We start from the raw sequence: 16,823 nt of genomic DNA on the forward strand, positions 1-16,823 counted from the left end.
GTTTTTTTGGGCAACAACTTCCTGCTGGAACATGAACATGGCGCCAGAGCATCTGGAGATCGAATACCCCTGCCTCTGGCAGTACCGCCTGATTGGCGAGGACGAGGATAGGCTGCGGGCCGCGCTGGCCGAATGCGTGGATCCGGCGCGCTGCACGATCGGCCGGGGCCATGTCAGCACGGGCGGCCATTATCTGAGTCTGGTGGTGGACCTGACGGTGGACAGCGAGGAGGAACGGCTGCGGCTCTACCAAAGGCTGGCGGCCCATCCCCACATCAGGATGGTGCTGTAATGGCGCAGACGGATGCAATAGCAGGGGACAACAGGCTGCTGCCCCTGATGCGGGAGGCGGTGCTTATGGTGCGGATGCTCCTGCACAGGCAGTTGCTGCAGGACTTTGCGGCGCAGAGGCCGGAACTTGCGCCGGAAGACCGGGTGCGGCTGGCCGGCGCCCTGATCAACGACCTCTTCGGCACAGTGCCTGCAGACGAAAGCGTGGTGGCCTTTGCCCGGGCCCAGCGAGCGCTTGTCGAGGCGGCGATGCGGGGGCTGGCGGCGCACAGCGGCAAGCTCCGGCCGCTCATTACCGATGCCCTCAGGATGCACTGCATCTGCGACGGGCAGGAAGGCGTCAATACCACCGCATCCCTGCTCATGGCCAGGGCCATCGGCCTGCTCGAGGCGGAGCGCCCCATGCCCATGCCTTCGACCTTCATGCTGGCCGTACGGGCGGCTGCTGTTGCTGAAGGCCTGGTGCTGCCCATGGCGCCGGCGCGGGCCGAGGCGGCAAGCCAGCCCCTCTCACCAGGTGGTGGCGATGTCGATCATCTGGGGATTTCTCCGGGCAAAGCCGCCGGTGTCGCAGACAATGCCCGGGCCCAGCGAGGTGGCGACGAGTGAGCCGCGAGGATGGATGCGGTAGTTGGCCGCGACCATGATGTACTTGCCCAGCATCTTGCAGCCGTCAGCCCGCACCCAGTAATCGGTGGCTGCATAGCCGTAGCGTTTCATGTCGCGGACTTTCTGGGCCATGTTGAAATTGTAGTGGGTTTCCCTGCCTGAAGGTCCCTCGATGCAGCCCTTTCTGCGCGTGAGCACCGCGCCTTTGTACCTGGGGTTGGTGATCAGGGGGAAGTGCGGGGACCGCTTGCCTGCATGGGCGCCTGGCGCGGCGGAAGAAGGCACATTTTTTGCGGCGCTTGCCGCTTTTTTCTTTTTTGCCGCGTTTTTCCCGCCTGCAGCCCCGTTGCCCCCTGTTGTTTTCTTGCCCCTCTTTTTGGCAGTCCGCGTCAGGGCCTGCATTGGCCTTTTTGCTGGGCCGCTCTTTATGGTCTGAGGCGCGGCGCCACCCTTGCCCTCTGCTGCAGCAGGCAGTGGCGTCAGGATCAGCGCTGCCATCAGATAGAGGAACAGCGCCGTACAGGGCCAGTGATGTTTATACGTTGTGTTCATTTTGCTTTCAGTCTCCTGAGCCCTAAAGGTCTGCTTCATCCCGGCGCAGCCCGCCATCTCCCATGAGCTGCAGCGCCAGCCGGGCGGTACGGCGGGCGGCGCCGGCAGAGCCCAGTTGTTTTTTGATTTCGTCAAAGCCCGCAAGCATCTCGCTGCGGGCCTTGCCCGCGCCCAGTAGCGGTCGGATGCTGGCCAGCAGCCGTTTAGGTGTGACCGCATCCTGCAGCAGCTCAGGAATGATCTGACGACCCGCAATCAGGTTGGGCAGAGAAAAGAAGGGCAGAACGCGGATGATGAGTTTGCCGAGCCAGTAGGAATGGAAGGCCACGCGATAGGCGGCCACGGTCGGCACCCGAAGCAGGGCCAGCTCCAGCGTGACCGTGCCCGAGGCGGCGAGCGCCGCGTCGCAGGCGGCCATCAGGCTGTAGCGCTGTTCGGTGAGGACCCGGATATCCAGCCGGCTCTGATATTGCAGGAGGCCGCATTCGTCCAGCAGGCTCCGCTTGACGGTCGAGGCCTGGGGCAGCAGAAACACCGGCCGTCTTGCCTCCGGGGCCTCGGCGTCCAGTCGGGCCGCGGTGGCCAGAAAGGCCGGCAGCAGGCTCTGGATCTCCCGTCGCCGGCTGCCAGGCATGATGCCCACGACCGGCCGCTCTGCGGCAAGGTGCAGATTCGCCAGAAACTGCGCGCGCGGCACTTCCGGATGCACGCGGTCCAGGAGCGGATGGCCCACAAAGCGGGCCTGATAGCCGTGTCTCGTGTACAGTTCCGCCTCAAAGGGCAGGATCACGGCCACGCAGTCTGTCAGGCGGCCGATGCTGTGCACCCGCTGCTTGCGCCAGGCCCAGATCTGCGGGCTGATATAGTACAGAACCGGAATGCCCAGTTTTTTGGCGAAGCGGGCCAGCAGGAGATTGAAGTCCGGATAGTCGATGAGAATGAGCAGCTCCGGCCGCCGGGCCCGCATCCGCGCGGTCAGCGCACGTCTGGCCCGCAGGATGTCGGGCAGCCGGCTCAGAACCTCCACCAGGCCCACGACCGCGAGCCGGGCCGCATCGGCCAGCAATTCCACGCCGGCGCTGGCCATTTCCCGACCGCCCATGCCACAGAAACGGAGTTCCGGCCGCAGGGCTTTCAACTCCGTCACCAGTGCCGCACCGTGCATGTCGCCCGAGGCCTCGCCGGCCACAATCATGATTTCCGGTCTGCTGTGCGGGGGCAGGGCGGCCATGGTCTGGATGCTCAGGGCCGTATGGTGGCGTGCTGCAGGAAGGCGCAGTCCCTGAAACCCGCCGCCTGCATGGTCTGGTTGAGCAGTTGGTGATTTTTCTGGGCGGCTGCGATGATCTCGAGCGCCAGCGCCAGGGCGTCCCGGCCCTGGGCGCCGGTCACGGTGGGCTGCCTGCGCGTGCGCACGCAGCCGACAAAGTCGAGCAGTTCCTGCTCCAGCGCGTCTGCGGGGACGACCGGAATCTCCCGTACCACCGGCACCGGCATGTTTTCCAGGGCATCTACCGTGAGTTTGAGCTGGCTGCAGCTTTTTTGGTTGAAGTCAATGGTCAGACATTCGCCGGGCTGGAAGATGCGCATGCGGCGTTCCATCATCGGGGAAACCCGGCTGGTGGTGATGTTGGCGGTGCAGCCGTTCTGAAAGATGAGATGCGCGTTCACGATGTCGGTGTGCGGGGTGATGATCGGCCCGCCCACTGCGCTGAGGCTCGCAATCGGCGCCTGCACGAGCGAGAGAATGATGTCCAGATCGTGAATCATCAGGTCGATGATCACATCCACATCCGTGCTGCGGTGGGTGAACACGCTTACGCGCTTGGCTTCGATGAAAAGCGGCAGGTTCAGGCTGGGCTGGATGGCCCGTATGGCCGGGTTGAAGCGTTCGATCAGGCCCACCTGCAGGATGCGGCCATGGTCCGCCGCGAGCCTGACCAGCGTGTCCGCCTCGGCCAGCGTGGTGGTGATGGGCTTTTCCATCATCACGTCCATGCCGTTCTGCAGGCAGAAGCTGCCCACCTCGAAGTGACTGGTGGTGGTGGTGGCCACGGAGACGGCGTCCACCTTGCCTACCAGTTCGCGGTAATCGGTAAAGGCGGCGGCGCCGGTTTCCCTGGCTGCACGCGCCGCCTGGGCGGGGTTCAGATCAGCGACTCCAACCAGCTTGACGCCCTGCATGGCAGCGTATTTCTGGGCATGATAGCGGCCCAGATGACCCACGCCAATGACACCGATGCGAATGGATTCTGTCATGATTCGAGTACTTGAAAGTCAGAAAGGCAAAGAAATCCAGTCAAAAAGCGCCTTCTTCATACTGCATTGAAAAAATTTTGCACGGAAAATCAGGTCAGGTCCGGGCCCCTTTGCCTTCGTATCGTGCGGCTGGGTCGCCGATGGCATCGGCTTATGAGTTCGGCGTACCCGATGCTTTTAAACCGGGGCGCTGACATTCTGGGCACAAACGCTGTGGAACGGCTCCGGACCGAAGGTATCGGCAGATAGAGGAATGCCAGAACGCGCCACAATTTATCGGTACCAAAGCCTGCGGTAGTGTTGCCATGTTAGTGCAACCCGTATTGGTATTTGACCTGCACCGTCATGGGTATGGGGTCTGGGCCAATAATTTTTGGACGTTTGACAACGCCACTAGCGGCGCGTACCGCATACAGGGCGGCGGCGTCTAGTTGTGGATTGCCGGAGCTTTTCTGCAGGTCTATTGCGGCAAAGTGCCCGTCAGGCTGTATGATAAAGGTACATTGTGCAAGTCCAATGAGATTCGCTGTCCCCCGCTCAAAGCGACGGGTGTGGATGGCGGTCTCCACCTCGGTTAAAAATTGTAAAAAAGCCTTGCGCTTCATGTTGGCAATGCGATTTTGCTCCTGAGCTTCAGGGCTGGGGTTGTTGATACCAAAGCCTGTCCCCTGTGCCGCTGTAACAGCGGAAGATTCCAACTCCAGACTGACCGAAATGGTCAGAGGTGGAATGGGGGTTATCACTTGCCAATGTTCATTTAACAAGAGAAAGTGCGCAAATAGTGACAGAGCGATGCCGACGCGCAGTCGCTCGGAATCTGTCATGGTTTTTCGTGAGCTGAGGTTGGCGAAGCGGTGCCGATGTGCAGTTTTTCTCCTCCCTGCAGGCGTACTTCATCCACTAAAAATATCAGGGATTCCACCGGAGCTGCAGGGGCGGCCTTGAGTACCAGCAGTCCGGGGTTTGTACGGAAGTGTCGTACCAAATTCTGGATGCGCATACGCACCTCTTCGCGTGGTGTAGGCACCCCGTCAATAACAAAGGTGCCATCAGCCAAAAGGTGCAGCTCCACCACGCGCCCTGATAGTGCCTGACTGCTTTGGGCGTGTGGCAAATCCAGACTCAGCCCACGAACAGCAAATGCGGCGGCAAGTATAAAGAAAAGCAACAGAATGAATATAATGTCGATAAGCGGCGTCAAATCGAAAGTACACGCCTCATCTGTAGTTTTAGCGTCAAAATGGAGCATGCCTACTTTCTGTGTGCGTCAACAAGAGTGAGAGCGGCGTTGCCAACCAGCGTCAAGGCTTCACGCACGGCACGGGTACGGCTTTGAAAAAGCCCTACGCACAGCGTCACGGGTATAGCTATACTAATGCCTGCGGCAGTGGTGATGAGCGCCTGCCAAATGCCATCTGCCAGCATCCCCATATCTACGCCGGATGCGGCCGAAGCGATGCGGGCAAAGGTGTTGATCATTCCGATAACCGTGCCTAAAAGACCTAACAGAGGGGCTGTTTGCCCCAAGAGGCGCAAGAGAGATAAGCGTTTTTCCAGAGCCTGCAGTACTCCTTCTCCAGTGGCCTGCAGAGCGGCCTCACGGTTAGGGTGGGCAGAATCACGGAGAATTTCTGCAAAAGGTTGTAGTACCTCCGATTGTTCCAGAGCGTGGATGAGAGGTGTTACATCTTGTGTTGCTAGGCTTTGCCGCACGAGGATATCTATTCTCTGTGCCCCCCTGGCAGGGAAGCAGCACTGTGCAAAAAATAAACACCGCTCAATAATTACGGCCAACGACACAATGGAAATGCCCAGCAACGGCCACATGAGTATGCCACCCCGCATGAGTAATTCCATTGTCCTCTCCTTTGTTTGCTAACATTTTGGGGCATTAGCCCAGAGTGAAGGGAGTAATATCGCGTCCGATAAAAATGAGATAGTCCCCATCTGGATTGTTTTTTGGAGCGGGTTCGAATTGCAACTGTCCTCCCGCATACTGCACCACAGCAGCGGCATCCCTGGCGATGCCATTGGCGCCGTCAGTCAGGTGTACTATACCCTTGACGCGGCACAGTCCATTTCCCGCTCTCGTCAGTAATGCGGAAATGCCACGACGCGTAAGGGGGGGGAGCTGTGTGAGGGCAAAGGAAGAATAGTTTTTTGTACTATGTGTGGCGTGAGTCTGAACGCTCATGTGCTCCAGACAGGGCCTGCGGGAAGGTAGATGGCTGTTGCTATGTTCGTCAAAAAACGCATCTAACGCTGCATATGGCACATTGCCCCGTTGGGCGCGCAACAGCAAGGCACGGGGATTAATCGCTTTGAGGCATGCCTCTGCCTGGAGCAATGCGTTATCTGGTACTATGTCTGTTTTGTTGAGCAACAACACATCGGCTCCGGCCACCTGGTCATGCAACACCCCTTGTGTGGCAAAATCCTCAGGTGCGCGGAATACCTGCCCGCAGTCCACTACAGTGATAACTAGCCCTACGTTGATTATGTCGCTCAAATCTCGCAAATCAGGGAGTATATTTTGTGGATTGGCCAGTCCAGTTGTCTCCAAAATTAAAGTTTCGGTGGGCATTGCAGCTTTGAGGCGTTCTATGCCGGAGCGTAAGCTGTCAGACAGCGAACAGCACACACAACCATCGTCGAGTGCCTCAACACAGGTTTCAGTCCCCAGAAGTGTGGCATCAAGGGCTACCTGCCCAAACTCGTTTTGGATGACACCGGTGTAGCGTTCTCTTCCATTTAGGTAATCAAGCCAAGCACGCAGAAAGGTCGTTTTACCGGAACCTAAGAATCCGGTGAGGATATGCAATACGGGCATATCCTGCGTTGTGTCCTCACTGTATTTGGGCAAATGTGCTATCTTGCGTTGGACAGGGATGGTTGCACCGGGCGCAGCGTAGGCGTCGTCTGCCAAAAAGATCGCTGACGCGGCTGCATCAGCGCCAAAGTCTGCTGTGAGCAACAAGCAGTGTTCTGTAAGCTCGGGGTCGGCACAGGAGCCTTCTTTTGTATAAGCCGTAGCCTGACGGGATGTATGGCGCACTCTGATATACGGCGTTTGTTCCAACTGTTCGGTATACGTTTGTACCAACGGTCCCATAAGGTGCAGCCCCAGGCGGTATTGAGGTACGTCGCATTCTTTGCCCCCAGGGGGGATGACCCATTGGCCGTTGTTGGTGCAAATGCCATCAAGGGCACGGACTCGCCAGCGAGCCATTGCCTCCAGCGCTACACGAAAAAAACTGCCATCCAAGGCCGCTTCCATATGTAACCAGCCTATACCAAATGGCGCTGCCCACGTTTCATGGCGGGCGAAGTCGCGGACAGTTTCGGCGTACTGAGGGGAAAGACCGCGCCGCAACGCCTCCAGCGGCAGGCGTTCCCACAGTGGATCTTCGGCATGCTGCGGGAAGATATAGAGCGAAAAACAGCCGTGTATTTTTTGGTTGTGTATTTGTTCGCCATCAAAGCGCAAACCAAAAACATGATTACTTCCAGCTACGCGCAAAGTCCACGCTGAATGAGGGCCACCACAGGGACGCACCCCCCGCCAGCCCAGACGCCGGGCATGGGCGCGAGAAAAATAGGCTCTGGTCAGAGCCGCGCGGAAAAGAGCGACACACTCGGTACAGCTTGAAGGATCCAGCGGGCGGGGAATAATCGTTTTGAGATTCATTGGGTGCGCAGCCCCCCTTGCTGGCATCCCTTTGGTGGGGGAAGATCGTATGCCAGCAAGGAAGCCGGGTGGAGTATCAGGCAGGGAAGGTCAATTTGTCCCCATTACCCAGGTAGTTTTTGGTTTTGGAGCGGAAGCGTGCCGTACCCGTGACCACGGGATAGCCCGCATCTACAAATTTTTGCGCGGTGATAAGACCTGTGCAATGATTGCAGCCCACACGTTGCAAATTCCATTTTTTAAGACCGATGACCAGATCATCGTATTTGGGATCCCAGTCGTCAAAAGGGGAGATGTGCAGGCCACCATATAATCCATAAAATTGGTCTTTTTCGTACTTAAGTTCCTTGTAGGCGGTATCAGCAAACAGAATGATACCCTGGTGGCAACATCCGGTTATACTCACCAATCCTACATCCTTAACATTGCAGTACATGGACATTTCCCCAAACACCTTGAAGATGATGGGACATTCAAACATATACAGCGCCACGCCCGGCTGTAGATTATGCAGCCCTTTTTTGACTTCTGTCCACTTGCCAACATGGCCACAATCTTTGAGGTACTGCTTGCCAGCCGGGTAGAAAGTGCTGGGTGTGTACACATGTACATTGGGATTGTATTTGGTCACTGCCGGAAATCCCCAGTAGTGATCCATATGCTCGTGGGTTTGGATGAAGGCAGTTATTTCATTATTGGCGAGCATCTTGTCGATGCCTTCACGCTTGAAGCTTTCTTCCATCCACATATAATTCCAACCGCAGTCAAAGAGGTATTTTGTGATGTTACCATCCAAATTTTCAACTTCAACCAGGCAGGAATAACCGCCAGCATTGTCTGCATCAACGGAGTTTTCTTTGGCTATAGCCCAAGCTTCTTCAAGTTTATTGGGCAAAAGGTGTTTTATTTTGGCTATTCCTTCATTATAAGTGCCCTTTCCTATGCCTTTGCCATTTCCAAATGGTGCCCAATTGTAGGTATACTGATCTACCAGCAAGCCGCCAGCACCAGTAACATTTTTCATGAAAATGCTGTTGTCAAACCAACTGGTTTCCGAAATATTTGTTATGCGTACAGATTTGCATACGCCTATATCCTGCATTTTGCGTTCGCTCTTCGGCAGCATACTGAAACGCATGGGCGAGTAAGAGTACACCCCCATGGCTCCAAGGGTGCCTATGCCAAGCCCTAAAGCGGCACCTTTTACAAAATCGCGACGAGTCAAACTCATGTTACTCTCCTATTTTACCAGAGTGAAGGTAGCGCTGCACAGCGGGAGCAACCACAAGATAAAGAAATATACGGCCACACCTCCTACAATACCGACAGCTATGCCTGGATACATGCCAACAGTTACAGTCAGATCTTCAGCAATATGGCGCTGTTCTTTGGCAAAGTCTGCTTCAGTCTTGCGCTCCATCTTCCACCCAGGCCAGTTATCCATGAACCAGTGGTTAATAAGCCATATGTCAATCAGCCATATGGTTGGAATCATAGGAAACTGTTGCGGATGCGAATATCCTTTTTGCGTGCCTAATAGAAAGTGAGCATACTGATAATACAGACAGTATAGCAAAGTGCCTCCGATAATAACAAGTAACGTACGGAAAAGAATATTGACCGATGTACTGAATTTGTTTGGCCAGTTGCCGCAATAAAATTGTATGAATAAGGCCGGTACTAAGAAGAAGATAGCGGTTTCGCCAACATGCAGCCACCGCCAGTCAGGTGCTGCATCTCTACGATGACCTCGGATGGCTTCACCCCATACCAACTCCTGCATATACCAGAAGAATAAGCACAGGGATACCGAGATAACAATAATACCAAAGAAAAGTGCGGCGCGACGAATCCAGGGTGTCTTGATGGCAATAAAGGGATAACGTTCCCAAATACCTTCCACAAACCACACCACAACAGTACAACACATGATCCACGCCACGTGGAAGTTTGCAGAAACCGTCTGTGCGAATTGTTCCCAATAGGGCGGGCAGATAGATGTGAAGTATTGCCAAGGATAGTACAGAATGCCCATATGGTTGTGCATGGTCATGAAATAGATGATCATGCTCAAGCAGAATGTGCCCAGCCAAATAGAAAATCCCTTGGTAGGCTGTTTGTCGTTCGCCCAGGGTTGACCTTCCAGTGCCACTACCCAGGCAGGTGAAATCCAAGAAGCGATAACTGCAAACATCATACACGCTTGCGCAGCGTATTCGGTCGCATAGAATTCCGTAAGACCTGGGAGTTTTTGCAGTTGCTCAGGGTTGAAATAGGCAAAAGCGAAGTTACCCAGTACTCCTTCAAAGAATCCCTTTATAACAACGAGCATGATGGCCACAGACATCAGCGAAAGCACGAGTCCCTTTTGCAGGGGATGGGCATTGCGTACCCAGTTGCGTTTGAAAGGCCAAAAATCGAAGGTGTAGGCCATCCAGATAAGGATAATCAGCCACCAGCGGCAGTAGTTATAGCCTACATATGGGGTGTAAAAACGCATAATACCACGTGGATCCTGAAATACCCACCATGTGATGCCAAAAATGATCAACGTAAAGACCAGATTGGTGAGAGCTGGCCAAGGGCCGGGCCAGCGTTTGACCAGCTTACGTTCTTCAAGATAGGAAATTTCTTCGTGTAACATACACCCTCCTACGATTATGATGATATTTTTTATAACGGATTTATTTATGTTTTTAAAGGTATTTTTGGAGAAATAATTGTCTGTTTTTCCATTATGTTGATTTTATGGCTCGACTTTTTTGAGTTGGTACAATGCAATTTGTCCTAGCGAGTGTCGTCATGAGATTGTCTTACTTATAAGAAATTCAAGGGTATTTACAAAATCCTGGCTGAAAAAACATAACGGCCTGTTGAAAAACTCTCCAGGCAGGGCATAATGGTGCCCAGGCGATCAAACTGTGTCGAGGGGAGGCGTCATGAGTCTTGGTCGGAGGCAGGAGCAGTAGAGCAGCATGCGGCTTTCGTACGATCAGCTGCCCCAGAGTCAGGGGCAGGTCTTGTACCAGCGACTGCAGAAGCTCCTGCATGAGGAAGCATTTGACGCCTTCCCCAAAAAGCTGTGCGCTCCATTCTCCGCCGACAAACTCGGCCGCAGGTCCATCCCGCCGGGCGCTCTTTCCGCATGCTCCTGATCGGCTACCTCAAGGATATCGACTCTGGGCCCGGCATCTGCCGGCGCAGCTTGCGATGCCCTGTCTCTGCGGGGATTCTTGGGCCTTGCCCTCACTGAATCCGTGTCCGATCATTCCTCCCTGTGCCGCATCCGGGGGCGCCTGCCGCTGGAGCTGCACCGCAAACTGTTTGTCTTTATGCTGGGCATTTTGGAAAAAGCCGGTTTGCTGCATGGCAAAGATCAGGGGATCGATGCCCATTGTCATGGAGGCGAATGCGGCCATGAAGCGGCCCGTGCCCAGGGACAGGGGCGAGAGCTATCAGGAAATGCCTGTGCGTCTGGCTGAGGCCAAGCGGCGGCAAGACGCCGGCCCAGGCCGAGCTTGTGGCCTTTGACCGCAGGTGCCAGGGCGAAAAGACATCCAGCAAGGACTGGCAATCGACCACAGACGAGGCAGCGCACAGAGCCAAACTAAACGATGGCCGCACCCATTGCCTGTTCGAGGTGGCGCAACTGACAGGCGCGGGCACAAGGCCTCAGCCTCTTCGCAAGATCAACCTTTGTTCAACGGGATGTTGGCGCTCCCAGTACATCTAAAAAGCCACAGCATCCTGTATTAGTAATGTTAATATTCCTTATTGATTTTTACTTTATGTAAGGTGAGAGATTACAATAATTATTCACGTAGTAATTATTGCCATCAGTTGTAAGGTAGCTCCAATAAGCATACCAATAATCCTTTGAACTTCCACAGATTTCACTGAATTGATAGTTTCTTATTTTATCAAGACGCTTTAAGCCAATATCGTCGAATCCGTTTATCAAAATATATTTATTATCTTTTGATATGAAGTTAATAGAACCTATATAGTCATCAATATTATCTAAATTGAGATCCAATACATAATGATCCCCAAGATAAAAAAGGGAATCAGATGCTTGATAGCCTGTATCAGAAGCAAGCTGCTTGGAAAGATTATTAAGATATTCTTTATTTTTGACATTTCCTGCTATTTTATATTCAAATATAAATGCTCTTTCTGAATTTTGAAACAGTACACAAAGGGTTTTCTGGTGACAGGCCAGAGAATATACATTACTAATTATTAAATCTTCTTTTATATTTTTGATATGGTCACGAACTCTAGCAGCAAAGAGTGTTATGCGTTTGCCACTATGTCCAGTTTCTAACACATGGTCAATAGTATTAAAGATTTCACTTTTTTTTATAAAATTCACCAATTCATCAATGTTGTTATTCGTATATATTTCACCCACATAGACGCCTCTAGCTCTCCAATCTTCACCCTGGTACAGTTGGTATTTGTTTGTTTCATAAAACCAGTACGGACGCTCACCCTGCAGACTTACTATTGACTGTAAATTGCTGGCAACTTTTTCACAATTATCGTCAAAAATATCATATTTCAATAAACCTGTCACTTTCTCTTCAACAATCCATGACACATTTAAAAATTCATCGCACATGGGAAACTTGTTTTTTATCTTCTCATCTACATCTTTCATAAATGCCACATTATCAATGCAGGCATTCTCTTTTGAAAGCACTGATACTGGATATGCAAAAATAATAAATAATATGAATACAGCAAAATATATTGTATTTGTAGTTCTATTTTTCATATTTCTGCCATAGTGAATACAAAAAAAGTCCATGGAGCAGGTGACTTCGAGGTGTAGGCGTACCACTCAGACCGGCCGCGCTGGCACCTCCGGCTTCCGAGTGTGCAATCCGGGTGGGGCTTTCCTGTCTCTTGCTTGCACGGGGCACCTCCGGGGTGGCAGTGCATGGCCTGTATCCTGCCAGACTGAGCCGGCAGGATAGTTTGTGCAGAAAGCGCCTGAAATTTACCTGATGCCTTTCGCGGGCACAAGCTGCTTCTGTGCTCCGTTTCCTGCCCGCTCTGTTCAGTCCATACAAACAGGATCTGGTCAATCAGGGTCAGCCTGACCGCCGGATCCGCAGCGGCCGCAAACTCCGCCACCAGGGTCTTCAGCCTGCCGCTCCCATCCCCCACCATGGCCTCTTTGCAGCCCCTTCGGAAAATCAACCCCCATTCAACGGGCTGATAACGCTGCCGCCTCCTCCATGAAGGCCCTCCAGATGGGTGCGGCTGTGGCGCCGCCGCCTTCGCCCGGCCCCAGATCCACGCTGTGATCGTGCCCGACCCACACGCCCGCGGTGCATCCTGGCATGAAGCCCACAAACCAGGCATCCGCATTGTTGTCCGTGGTGCCGGTTTTGCCGCCCGCGCCTTTGGGCCCGGCCGCCTGTCTGCCGGTACCGCGCTGCACGGCCTGCACGAGTGCGGCCTTGAGCCATTGGGCGACCCCGGGCGACATGGCCTGCTTCAGCTCCGCCTGCGGCCAGGGGCGGATGCGGCCGTTTGGCTCGCGCACACTCGTGATGGCCACCGGCGCGTGCAGGAAGCCGTCGTTGGCGAAGGCGGTGTAGGCGCTGGTCATTTCCAGCAGCGACATCGGTGATGAGCCCAGGGCCAGGCTGTAGTCCTCCTCCAGGCGGGCCCTGATGCCCAGCCGTCTGGCCATGGCGATGAGCGCTGGAAAGCCGGTCTGCTGCAGGAGCCGCACGGCCGCGACGTTGCTGGAAAAGACCAGGGCATCCTGCAGGGAGATCTCGCCCCGGTACCGGTCGCCAAAGTTCTTCGGCCGCCAGGTTCGGCCGTTTTTCACCGTGAGCGCCAGCGGCTGGTCGGAAATGCGGCCTGCGCCCGACAGCCCGCCTTCCAGCGCGGCGGCGTAGAGGATGGGCTTGAAGGAGGAACCCGGCTGGCGGACCGCATGCACGGCCCGGTTAAACTGGTTCCGGTTGAAGTCCGTGCCGCCGATCATGGCCACGATCCGGCCGCTGGCCGTATCCATGGCCACCAGCGCGGCCTGGGGCGTCTTGCGGCTGGGCTGGCGCCGGGCCACCTGGTCAACGCCTCTGAGCAGGGCGCGCATGGCCGCCTCCTGCAGGCGGCTGTCCACCGAGGTCGAAACCTTGAAGCCGCCGGTCAGCAGTTCATCCGGGCTGTACGCCCGTTCCAGTTCCTTCTGCACATACTGGGCAAAATAGCCGTTCAAGGCGCGTTTCCAGCGGTTCCTGAGCTTCAGTTCCTGGGAAAAGGCCTGGTGCGCCATTTCGGCCGTGATGATGCCGTCTTCGGCCATGCGGTTCAGGACGTAGCGCTGCCGGCTCTTGGCGGCCTCAAAGTTCCGGAGCGGCGAGTAGTTGCCGGGCGACTGCGTCAGCCCCGCCAGAAGCGCCATTTCCGCCAGATTCAGGTCCGCCGCCCGCTTGCCGAAATAGGTGAGGGCCGCGGCTTCCACGCCGTAGGCGCCTTCGCCCAGGTAGATTTCGTTCAGATAAATGGTCAGAATGTCCTTTTTGGACAGCGCCCGTTCCAGACGATAGGCGAGCAGGGCCTCGCTCATTTTGCGGCTGAAGGTTTTTTCCCGGCCCAGCATCAGGGCCCGCGTGACCTGCTGGGTGATGGTGGAGCCGCCCTGTTTGCGGCTCCTGGAGAGCAGGTTGTTGAAGGCTGCTCTGAGAATGGACCAGCCGTCCACACCACTATGCTTCCAGAAATGGCCGTCTTCCGCTGCCACAAAGGCCTTGGGCAGGAGTTCCGGCAGTTGTTCGTATGGTACCAGGAGCCGGAATTCCCTGGCAATCGCGTCCAGGGCCTCGCCGTTGCGGTCGAGGATCAGCGTGGCCTGGGGCGGTTGGTAGTCGGCCACCGAGGTGATGACCGGCAGGTTCAGCGGAACCAGCCAGGCCAGAAGCGAGCCGATGAGCATAAGACAGAGCAGGGTAGTGCCCAAAAGCAGCAGACCCAGACCACGCTCGGTGATGAGGCGGGGGCCTTTGCCCGGTGCTGGCGCGTTTGGCGGATATGGACAGGGAACAGTGGACAAGGAAGCCTGGAAACTGTAGGGTGCGGGTCAGGGCGGCATGATCCTGGCTGCAGTTGGCGCATACAGGACCGGCTTGCATGTGGCTTTGTCTTTACCATGCTTTGCCGCTGCCGGCACCTTGAAACCCATATTCGGGGGCACTGTTTTGTCACGCATACGCCTGCTTTCGGAACAGGTATCGAATCAGATCGCTGCGGGCGAGGTGGTGGACCGGCCGGCAGCGGTGGTGAAAGAGCTGGTGGAAAACAGCCTGGACGCCCAGGCCAGCCGCATTCTGGTGGAAATTGAGGGCGGCGGCGTGGGACTGGTGCGGGTGAGCGATGACGGCGCGGGCATGGACCGGGATGACGCGCTCCTCTGTCTGGAGCGGCACGCCACCTCCAAACTGCACGAGGCTGCGGAACTCCCGGGCATTCGCAGTCTGGGCTTTCGCGGCGAGGCCATTCCGAGTATTGCCTCGGTGGCTTGGCTGCTCGTTTTGACCCGGCCGCAGGGCGAGCCCCTGGGCACGCGGGTTGAAGTGCGTCACGGCGTGCTGCGTGACCGGGGACCGGCCGGCTGCGGCTGCGGTACGGTGATGGAGGTGCGCCAGCTCTTTGCCAACATGCCGGCCCGCAAGAAATTTCTGAAATCGCAGCGCACCGAAATCTTCCACATGGAAGAGGCCGTGAAGAATCTCGCGCTGGCGCATCCGGCCGTGGCCTTTGTCCTGCAGGTCGAGGGCAGGAGGGTCCTGGACTATCCGCCAGGAGAAAGCCTGGAGGAGCGGCTGCGCCGTGTCTTTCGCTATCAGGACGAGCTGATTGTCCTGGAGGACGTGGCGGATCAGGGCGAGACAGGGGCAGGGGTTTCGGGCTTCCTCCTGCTGCCGGAAAAAACCTCGCTCAGCTCGGCGAAACTGCGGCTGGTGGTGAATGGTCGCGCGGTGCAGGACAACATGCTGCGCTTTGCGGTGCGGGACGCCCTGCAGGGCTATCTGATGCGCGGCTTCCAGCCGGCCGGTCTGCTGCGGATCGAGGTGCCGCCCGGCGAGGTGGATGTCAACGTGCACCCGGCCAAGCGGGAAATCCGCTTCCGGAATGCCGAGGCGGTGCGGCGGCAGGTGGCGGCCAGCGTGCTGGCGGCCTTGAAGCGCCACGAGCGGGCATTTCGGGAAAGCGTGTTCAGACCGGAAAGTCCGGGTTCAGGCGGGCAAAAGGCGGGCGGCCCGCAGACCTGCGGCCTTGAGGCCGCAGGCAGAGCGCCGCAGGCAAAGACGCTGCCCTGGCACACGGGCGAGCCGCTAGCGCCTGTGCCCGGGAGCCTGCCGCCGGGTCTGGATCCGCCTCCCCGGTTTGCCGCAGACTGCGGAGCGGCTCAGGCCCCGGTGCAGGGCGAGGCTGCCCGGCTGGCCCCGGATTCAGGTTCGAGCTTTGCCGGGCTCCGTCTCATCGGCCAGTTTTTTGCCCTGTATCTGCTCTGCGAGCGGGCAGGCCAGTTGGTGATCATCGACCAGCACGCGGCCCATGAGCGCATCCTCTATGGCCGGATGGTGCAGCATTATCTTGCAGGCCAGGCACCGGGACAGGCGCTGCTTTTTCCGGAAACCGTGGAGCTGCCGCCGGCCCTGCAGGAAGTCATGATCGCGCGGCAGGAGAGCGTGAAGGCCCTGGGCTTTGCCGTGCAGGCCTTTGGCGACAATACCTGGGTGATAGAGCGGGTGCCGGCCCTGACCAGCGCTCTTGCGGCCGCGCTCGTGCTTCAGGAGGTGCTGACCGGCCTGCGGCTGGCGCCATCCGCCCTGCAATCCCCCACACAGGACGGTGAAGGCCTTTTGCCGCCGGTGATGGCGCAGATCTTCGCAAATCTCGCCTGCAAGGCGGCCATCAAGGGCGGTCGCTCCCTGGCGCCCCAGGAAATGCTGGATCTTCTGGCGCAGATGGAGCAGAGTGCGGTGTTCAGCCATTGCCCGCACGGCCGGCCGGTCATCAAGATCTTTTCGGCCGCAGAGGTGGAGCAGTGGTTTCATCGCCGGGAATAGCCGCAAAAAAATGGACAATGGAGAGGCAATCATGAGGCGCGTCAAGGCTTCGCCCCTGCGGATACGGGTACCGGTTGCCCGCAAGGCCACGCAGGTCATGCGGGCCCGCAAGGGCAGAGGCAGCTACCGGCGTTGCCGCCTGCAACAGCAGTGGCGGCGCGAAACGCAGGAATGAAAAGAAGCCCCGTGCTCCCTTTAAGGGAACACGGGGCTTCCTGCGCAAAGGCTTCATGCTGAGCGCCCCGCGCTCGTTTTCGGAGAGCCGCCTGGGCTGCGGCGCCGGCTGCCCCTGCCAGAACCTCATGCCGTTGCAGCACCAAGTGGAT

16 protein-coding genes are annotated in these 16,823 nt (G+C 56.6%); 5 read left to right on the plus strand and 11 right to left on the minus strand.

The window, feature by feature from the left end; genetic code table 11:
• Positions 1 to 37 precede the first annotated feature (37 nt).
• Both CAY53_RS07065 and CAY53_RS07070 read left to right on the plus strand, forming a co-directional pair.
• Complete coding sequence (locus CAY53_RS07065) at positions 38 to 292, plus strand: HP0495 family protein (protein WP_245874756.1); 255 nt, start codon at positions 38 to 40, stop codon at positions 290 to 292.
• Complete coding sequence (locus tag CAY53_RS07070) at positions 292 to 900, plus strand: hypothetical protein (RefSeq protein ID WP_104936522.1); 609 nt, start codon at positions 292 to 294, stop codon at positions 898 to 900. Before CAY53_RS07065 ends, CAY53_RS07070 begins: the two co-directional genes overlap by 1 nt.
• Here the strand turns inward: CAY53_RS07070 and CAY53_RS12635 are convergent.
• From CAY53_RS12635 to CAY53_RS07115, 9 genes are all read right to left on the minus strand, one after another.
• Complete coding sequence (locus CAY53_RS12635; RefSeq protein ID WP_146106443.1) at positions 802 to 1,452, minus strand: hypothetical protein; 651 nt, start codon at positions 1,450 to 1,452, stop codon at positions 802 to 804. The genes CAY53_RS07070 and CAY53_RS12635 overlap by 99 nt on opposite strands.
• A 22-nt stretch (positions 1,453 to 1,474) precedes the next feature.
• Complete coding sequence (gene lpxB / locus CAY53_RS07080) at positions 1,475 to 2,683, minus strand: lipid-A-disaccharide synthase (protein ID WP_104936524.1); 1,209 nt, start codon at positions 2,681 to 2,683, stop codon at positions 1,475 to 1,477.
• 11 nt (positions 2,684 to 2,694) lie between these two features.
• A complete protein-coding gene (locus CAY53_RS07085; RefSeq protein WP_104936525.1) occupies positions 2,695 to 3,711 on the minus strand; it encodes a Gfo/Idh/MocA family oxidoreductase in 1,017 nt (338 codons plus the stop codon).
• Positions 3,712 to 4,019: 308 nt separating this feature from the next.
• Complete coding sequence (locus CAY53_RS07090) at positions 4,020 to 4,535, minus strand: TonB family protein (protein WP_104936526.1); 516 nt, start codon at positions 4,533 to 4,535, stop codon at positions 4,020 to 4,022.
• Positions 4,532 to 4,960, minus strand: a complete 429-nt coding sequence (locus CAY53_RS07095) for an ExbD/TolR family protein (protein WP_104936527.1) — start codon at positions 4,958 to 4,960, stop codon at positions 4,532 to 4,534. Before CAY53_RS07095 ends, CAY53_RS07090 begins: the two co-directional genes overlap by 4 nt.
• 2 nt (positions 4,961 to 4,962) lie before the next feature.
• A complete protein-coding gene (locus CAY53_RS07100) occupies positions 4,963 to 5,568 on the minus strand; it encodes a MotA/TolQ/ExbB proton channel family protein (RefSeq protein ID WP_104936528.1) in 606 nt (201 codons plus the stop codon).
• A 34-nt stretch (positions 5,569 to 5,602) separates the two neighbouring features.
• Entirely contained in the window at positions 5,603 to 7,399 is a 1,797-nt protein-coding gene (locus tag CAY53_RS07105; RefSeq protein ID WP_181040211.1) for a CobW family GTP-binding protein, read from the minus strand.
• 76 nt (positions 7,400 to 7,475) lie between these two features.
• Positions 7,476 to 8,624, minus strand: a complete 1,149-nt coding sequence (locus CAY53_RS07110; RefSeq protein WP_104937482.1) for an MBL fold metallo-hydrolase — start codon at positions 8,622 to 8,624, stop codon at positions 7,476 to 7,478.
• Between the two features lie 15 nt (positions 8,625 to 8,639).
• The gene (locus CAY53_RS07115; RefSeq protein ID WP_104936530.1) at positions 8,640 to 10,043 is read right to left on the minus strand and encodes a hypothetical protein; all 1,404 of its coding nucleotides are present in this window, start codon (positions 10,041 to 10,043) and stop codon (positions 8,640 to 8,642) included.
• 331 nt (positions 10,044 to 10,374) lie between these two features.
• On the opposite strand from CAY53_RS07115, the gene CAY53_RS07120 reads away from it, so the two are divergent.
• Positions 10,375 to 10,554, plus strand: a complete 180-nt coding sequence (locus tag CAY53_RS07120) for a hypothetical protein (RefSeq protein ID WP_104936531.1) — start codon at positions 10,375 to 10,377, stop codon at positions 10,552 to 10,554.
• A 626-nt stretch (positions 10,555 to 11,180) separates the two neighbouring features.
• Here CAY53_RS07120 and CAY53_RS12640 read toward each other — a convergent pair.
• Positions 11,181 to 12,179: a hypothetical protein gene (locus tag CAY53_RS12640; RefSeq protein WP_146106444.1), complete on the minus strand. Its 999-nt coding sequence runs from the start codon at positions 12,177 to 12,179 to the stop codon at positions 11,181 to 11,183.
• A 435-nt stretch (positions 12,180 to 12,614) separates the two neighbouring features.
• Positions 12,615 to 14,477, minus strand: a complete 1,863-nt coding sequence (locus CAY53_RS07135) for a penicillin-binding protein 1A (protein ID WP_146106445.1) — start codon at positions 14,475 to 14,477, stop codon at positions 12,615 to 12,617.
• Positions 14,478 to 14,622: 145 nt separating this feature from the next.
• Between CAY53_RS07135 and mutL the strand changes: the two genes are divergently transcribed.
• Positions 14,623 to 16,497 (plus strand): DNA mismatch repair endonuclease MutL, encoded by a 1,875-nt coding sequence (mutL, locus tag CAY53_RS07140; protein ID WP_181040213.1) that lies wholly within the window; start codon positions 14,623 to 14,625, stop codon positions 16,495 to 16,497.
• A 31-nt stretch (positions 16,498 to 16,528) separates the two neighbouring features.
• Positions 16,529 to 16,672 (plus strand): hypothetical protein, encoded by a 144-nt coding sequence (locus CAY53_RS12920; protein ID WP_181040214.1) that lies wholly within the window; start codon positions 16,529 to 16,531, stop codon positions 16,670 to 16,672.
• The last annotated feature ends 151 nt before the right edge of the window (positions 16,673 to 16,823 follow it).

Source organism: Desulfobulbus oralis (genome assembly GCF_002952055.1).
Taxonomy (GTDB): domain Bacteria; phylum Desulfobacterota; class Desulfobulbia; order Desulfobulbales; family Desulfobulbaceae; genus Desulfobulbus; species Desulfobulbus oralis.